Source organism: Vibrio sp. FF145 (assembly GCF_041439075.1).
Taxonomy (GTDB): domain Bacteria; phylum Pseudomonadota; class Gammaproteobacteria; order Enterobacterales; family Vibrionaceae; genus Vibrio; species Vibrio tasmaniensis_A.
The window spans coordinates 21,488-28,071 of sequence record NZ_JBGONH010000061.1 but is presented as its reverse complement, the minus strand read 5'-3'; the positions used below and the strand labels follow the sequence as shown (position 1 = coordinate 28,071).

At 44.0% G+C, this 6,584-nt stretch carries 3 protein-coding genes; all 3 read left to right on the top strand.

Going from position 1 to position 6,584, the window contains the following annotated elements; genetic code table 11:
* Window positions 1–282 precede the first annotated feature (282 nt).
* The 3 genes from ACED42_RS18895 (at window position 283) to ACED42_RS18885 (ending at window position 6,499) form a co-directional block, all read left to right on the top strand.
* Window positions 283–1,476, top strand: a complete 1,194-nt coding sequence (locus tag ACED42_RS18895; protein ID WP_371703754.1) for an acetate/propionate family kinase — start codon at window positions 283–285, stop codon at window positions 1,474–1,476.
* 639 nt (window positions 1,477–2,115) lie between these two features.
* Window positions 2,116–4,152 carry a TonB-dependent receptor gene (locus ACED42_RS18890; protein WP_371703752.1) on the top strand — a complete coding sequence of 679 codons (2,037 nt, stop codon included), beginning with the start codon at window positions 2,116–2,118 and terminating at the stop codon, window positions 4,150–4,152.
* 223 nt (window positions 4,153–4,375) lie between these two features.
* Window positions 4,376–6,499: a TonB-dependent receptor family protein gene (locus ACED42_RS18885; protein ID WP_371703750.1), complete on the top strand. Its 2,124-nt coding sequence runs from the start codon at window positions 4,376–4,378 to the stop codon at window positions 6,497–6,499.
* Window positions 6,500–6,584 lie beyond the last annotated feature (85 nt).

Genomic DNA, 6,584 nt, shown 5'->3' with positions numbered 1-6,584 from the left:
ATTAAAACGCTTTTATCTCGAACAAAATTTAACCTCGAAAGGTCAACACGCCCTAGTGTGAGCAGTCCTTTACTTGGTTTATTAGCCAGCTGTCATATTCAACTATTTTTTAATTTCGCTCTCGAAATAAATAAACTAATGACTCAGATCAACTTAATTGTGTTCATTTGGTGCTTTTTGCAAAACAAAAGTTGAAAGATTCAAAAATTATTGAATAATGGGCTTAACTAAAATTGAAGTAAACACTTCATCCAATTCGTACTGAAACAGGATCCATATCCAATGTCTAATTCGTTTGTTCTGGTTATTAACTCGGGTAGTTCATCCCTAAAATTTGCTGTTATTGATTCTGTTTCTGGTGAAGCCGTATTGAGTGGCTTAGGGGAGTGTTTTGGTCTTGAAGATGCTCGTATGAGCTGGAAGTATCAAGGTCAGAAAACTGAAATTGCCATTCAAGGTGAAGATAACCACCACAAAATTGCCATTGGCAAACTGGTTGGATTGATGGAAGATCTAGGCTTCACTGCTGATATAGTGGCTATCGGGCACCGTATCGTTCACGGCGGCGAGAAGTTCACTCAAACGGTTCGTATTACTGAAGAAGTAACGAGTGAGATTGAGAGCCTATCTGACCTAGCTCCACTGCATAACCCTGCAGGTGCTATTGGTATCCGCGCTGCGATTGAAGCTTTCCCTTCTTTACCTCAATTTGCTGTATTTGATACGGCTTTCCACCAAACAATGCCACAACGTGCATTTACTGGTGCAATCGCAAAAGAACTATACACAGACTTCGGTGTTCGTCGTTACGGTTTCCACGGTACGAGCCACTACTTCGTTAGCCGTGAAGCTGCGAAAATGGTCAACAAGCCAGTTGAACAAGCTAGCTTCATCTCTGTTCACCTAGGTAACGGTGCATCTGTATGTGCTATCAAAGACGGTAACAGTGTTGATACGTCAATGGGCTTCACACCGCTTTCTGGCCTTATGATGGGCACACGTTGTGGTGATTTAGATCCAGGTATCATCGAATACCTACTTAAAAAAGGTTGGTCACAAGAGCAAGTCTTTAATTCTCTAAACAAGGAGTCTGGTTTCCTTGGCGTGTCTGGTCTAACGAGCGATGCTCGTGGCATTCTAGAAGCGATGGAAGAGGGCCACGAAGGCGCTAAGCTTGCTTTCGAGGTGTTTACTTACCGCGTTGCTAAATACGTTGCTTCTTACCTTGCAACGCTAGACTCTTTAGACGGCATCATCTTCACTGGTGGTATCGGTGAGAACTCTCTACCAATTCGCCGTGAGATCCTAAGCAACCTTAAGATTCTTGGTTTTATTGAAGACGTAGCAGGCAATGAAGCCGCTCGCTTTGGTGCAGAAGGCATCATCGCTAAATCAGAGATGTTAGACGCAGTAGCAATGGTTATTCCAACGAACGAAGAGTTCGTGATTGCTCAACAGTCGGTAGAGCTTCTGTAATTTAAGTAACTGTTTAAGTAAATATAGACGATTTGAAAGCGAGCCCTGGTGGCTCGCTTTTTTGTTTCTTGTTCGGGGTCCCTTACATGAAACTACACGCTAATCATCATCTCTATTCAGGTAGACCTTCGTTAATTTAATTACCGTTTCTGCGAGAACGCAAAATTATGAGAATATGGAATTGTTTCTTTGCTAGTTATACTTGTTAGTCAACATAAGCCACTAAGCTAGGTTCTTTGTAGATGCAATAACTCCAGTCGCATTTCCGTTGTTGTCTTGAATTATTGAACCTTATTTTGAGGTGTGACCAGTTAATAGGCACACCGTACTAAAGGTATTAATCCCATCCGTTACCTGGCTCAAACCTTTCTTTATTTGCTTTCTTTCTCCTTATCGAAAAGTCTTTTTTCTGAGTATTCCCAACCGTCGAACCTCGTTTTTACCTACTTTTATACGACATTATCCAATGTCTTAAGAGGCTTGTTCTTTTTATGATTTTGTTTTTATTGATTATTTTGTAAATAGCAATGTTGCATATCGTGCTGGAGGGGTAGGCGGCAAAATATATATTGCAAATATAAATGATATTTGTTCTTATTCGCTTTAATTGTGATTTATAAACTAAACCGGAATTAGAATATGAACGTTAGATTGGCTTTCACCCCCCTCGCTTTGGCAATTGGAGGTGTATTAACCACAGTGGCTACCGTGTCGAATGCAATGGCTTCAGAAGAAGTAACGGTGGATGAAACCGTGCAAGTTATTGGTCATCAGTACGAAGGCTACGCGGAGCACATGCCGCAATCGGGTACCAAAACGGATGTCGAATGGCTCGATGTCCCACAAGCCGTTTCAGTGGTCACTAAAACAGAGATGGAAGACCGTGGTGCGGTCCGTTTAGTGGATGCTCTTGATGGTGTTGCTGGTGTCAATAATACCTTAGGTGAAGGTAGTCGAGACCAATTTGTAATTCGTGGCTTTGATGCACTGAATGACATGTATCGTGATGGCATGCGTGATGATGGAACTTTACAGTCGTATCGAAGCCTATCCAATATTGAGCGTGTTGAAGTGGTAAAAGGCCCAGCAGGAGCTCTGTATGGTAGAGGCTCTGCCGGCGGTATCATTAACTTAGTCACCAAGCGAGCGAATGGTGACACATTTACCAATGTGAATGGCAGTGTTGGCAGTAACAGCCAATTTGTAGGGCAGGTGGATAGCTCAATGGCGTTTTCAGATAAGGTCAATGGACGTATTAACCTGGAACACCGACAGGCTGATTCGTATGTAAACCATGTCGATTCTAATGATTTCTTTATTGCACCAACCATTCGAGTGCTGCCAGCTGAAGGGCATACCGTTGACTTAGATGTCGAATATGCACACCAAGAGCTGGTGCCATATCGTGGTGTTCCATCCAAAAATGGCAAACCTGTCGATGTCTCTGAGAGTTCTTTCTACGGTGGCACTAACGATTATCAAGAGTCCGATAGCCTGCGTGTTGGCATTAATTATGAGTGGCGCTTGAATAGCGAGTGGGTATGGACAAACCGAGCGGCATACAATCATATCGAACTTGAGCAAAAGGGCACGCGTCAAGGCACTGTGACGGGAGATAAAGTCTCTCAAACCGTGAACAATTTCGGTTATGACCCTCGAACCACAACGACGATGCAATCCGAGTTAGTGTGGGAAACCGATTCTAACCAAATGATGTTTGGTGCGGATTATAACCAGATCAATATCGATTTAACGCTAGCAAGCGATAAAACCTTACCTCCGAAACACATCTATAACCCCGTCGTAGGAGCAACGCCTGATCCGGGTTTCAAGCCTTTCCGTGATAACACAACGACGACGACGGGTATTTACCTTCAAGACGTTTACACCTTGGGTGATCTATCGGTGATAGGTAACGTGCGCTATGACTCTATGGAACTTGAACAGCAAAAAGCCGGGAAAGCCCAAGAGAAGCTAGATGATAACAAAGTGAGCTACCGTGGTGGCTTGGTCTATCGTATCAACAACGATATGTCGGTATACGCAAGCTTAGCTCGTTCGTGGCAATTGCCTTACTCCGGTATTTATATCAACCCTAAACTGGCTGAATTCTTCCATACCGATCTAAAAGAAGTGGGTGCGAAAGCTTACTTACTCGATAACGCTTTGATGCTCAATGCCGCTATTTTCCAAATTGATCAAGAACAACCACAAACCAATATTAATGGCGACGTTATCAATAAGATTGAAGCACGTCACCAAGGTATTGAACTGGAAGCTCGCGGTCAGATTACAGAGTTGTGGGATATTTCAGTTGGTTATAGCTACTTAGATGCAGAAGATAAAGATACAGGTAAAAAGCCGAATGATGTATCCGATCATCTGTTCTCACTCTGGAGTACTTACCAATTATACGAAAACTGGCGTTTGGGCGGTGGTGTGAAATACGTAGGGGACCGCTACGCAGGTAACAATGAAGCCGTCGCATTAGGTGATTACACCACTGTTGATTTGATGGCAGCGTACACCTCGGGTCGTCACAAAGTTCAAGCGAACGCTTATAACGTACTTGGCGAGAAATACATTCTTGGGGCAACCAGTGGTAAGTCGGGTACTAACCAGATTGGTTACGGAGCGCCAGCTGAATTCATGCTCAGCTACGGCTATCAGTTCTAAAAGCGAGTTCAGCTCTAAGAGTCGTTAATTTTTAAGCGTTATTACGTTTCTAAGAGCTAGTACGTGACTAAAAGCTATTTCAACTGAAAAACTATTGATTTGTTCGCTATGAGTGAGTGAACAGTTGGCCTCATTTTGAGGTCGTTTAGCCCAATGGGTCAAAGCGTTGGCATAACTTAAAAGCACAGCCTTTGACCCTAATTTGCCTACTTAGGAGATTTTCATGCCTTACCAGAATTTGGATGGTAAACCCCACGCGCAACATAAACTGCGCTTGACCGTACTTGCAACAGCCATCGCTTCAGTGACTTCCATGAGTGCATTCGCTGCGTCTGATCCGCAAACGACGACCATGGAAACGGTTGTCGTGACGGGCAGTTTGATCGGTAATTCAGAATTAGAAGATGTGAAAGAGTATCCGGGAGCGCGTACCGTTCTAACTAACGAACAAATTAAAAAGACTGGCGCACTCTCTATTGATTCAGCATTTCAAAGTGTACCGGGCATTAAGGTTCAAGACGAAACGGGCACGGGTGTATTGCCTAACATCTCGGTGCGCGGCTTGAAAGCGAGCCGCAGTGGTCATGCTCAATTTCTAATGGATGGTGTACCACTGACTCTTGCGCCTTATGGTCATACCGGACAATCTATTTTCCCAGCAACGCTATCGATGCTTGACCGAATTGATATCGTACGTGGTGGTGCGGCTGTGCAGTATGGGCCAAACAACGTGGGTGGTGTGATCAACTTGGTGACTAAGCCTATTCCACACCAATGGCAAACGGAAATCAGTAATCGCTTTACGGTATTTGAAGATGGTAATACACCGCTTAATGACTTTTACCTACGCACGGGTGGTTGGTTAACCGATACGCTGGCACTTCAAGTGGAAGGTAACTTCCTAAAAGGTGAAAGTTTCCGCGATCATTCAGATACAGATGTAAAAAACTTCCAAGCGAAGTTGCAATGGTTACTCAGCGATACCCAGGAGCTACAAGCATTCGTTCAGCGTTACGATGCAGATACCCAAATGCCGGGCGCTTTGTCGCCAAAAGATTACCAGCAAGATCGTACTCAATCGAAGCGACCATATGACGAATACAAAGGCACATCAACGCGTTGGAGCCTGAAGTATTTGCATGATTTGAATATTGCGGATGGCGCAGAATTGGAAGTGCTAACATTCGGTCACCACTCTGAGCGTTTCTTCCAATGGGGCTTTAATAGCGCAGGCGGTCACTGGGCGGATCCAGCATTACCATCAACAGATATTCGTACCTCACCACGTGAATTCGCGGTTTATGGTGTGGAACCTAAGTTAGCGATGTACTTTGACGGTAATACGGTGACGCAAAACTTGATTGTGGGTGCTCGCTATGTAAGTGAAGATATCGATTACAAGCTAACGCAAACGCCAATTACTGGCGGAGTAACAAAAGTGCCACGTGATTGGAACTTGAATACCGATGCTTTCGCAGGTTACATCAGCAATGAAGTTGGCCTGTTTAACGACGTGCTAAAGGTTACTCCGGGTATTCGTTACGAATCGATTGATATGACCTTTAATGATTTAGGTAAAGCACAGAGTACAGACAACAAAGTGACCGAGTGGTTACCGGGCTTAACCGTGGCATACCATTTAACTGAGCAATGGGTTGGGTACACCAATGCGCAGAAATCTTTGCGCGCACCACAAATCGCTTACATCCGAGGCAAGGGTGAAGAGGGCAGTGAGCTAGCATGGAACTACGAGTTGGGTGCTCGTTACAATCAAGATTCAACTAGCTTTAATGTTGCGCTCTACCGCATTGATTTTGAAGACCAACTCCAATGGCAAAGCGGAACACAGACCTTTGATAATATTGGTAAAACGCTTCATCAAGGTATTGAGCTCTCAGGTCGTTATGTTCCGCAGGCTATGCAAGCTCTGAGTTTAGGCGCGGGTTATAACTATTTGGATGCGACGATAGAGGCAGAAGGTGCAAACAAAGGTAAGCAACTTCCTTACACATCGGAGCATCAACTTAGCTGGGATGCGACTTACGCCTTTAGCAAGGTAGATACGACCTTATCTGGTTACTATTTCAGTGAGTCTTATTCTGACAATGCCAATACCAGTGCTGAAGATGCATCGGGTTCGAAAGGCAAAGTACCTGCTTACATGGTATGGAACTTAAACCTAGGCTCAGACTTGTATAAAGATGAAAACAGTAAGTTACGCATGAATGTTGCAGTGAACAATTTGTTTGCTGAGGACTACTACTTCCGCGGTATTGATACCAGTCCGGTTGGCCGCTATCCAGCGCCAGGGCGTTCATACACTTTGGATCTGAACTATCAGTTCTAATCGGTAATTGATTAAAAATAATAACGAATATAAGTCGCCAATATTATTGGCGACTTTCACGGTTCTAGTGTTTAAGGAAAAGTAA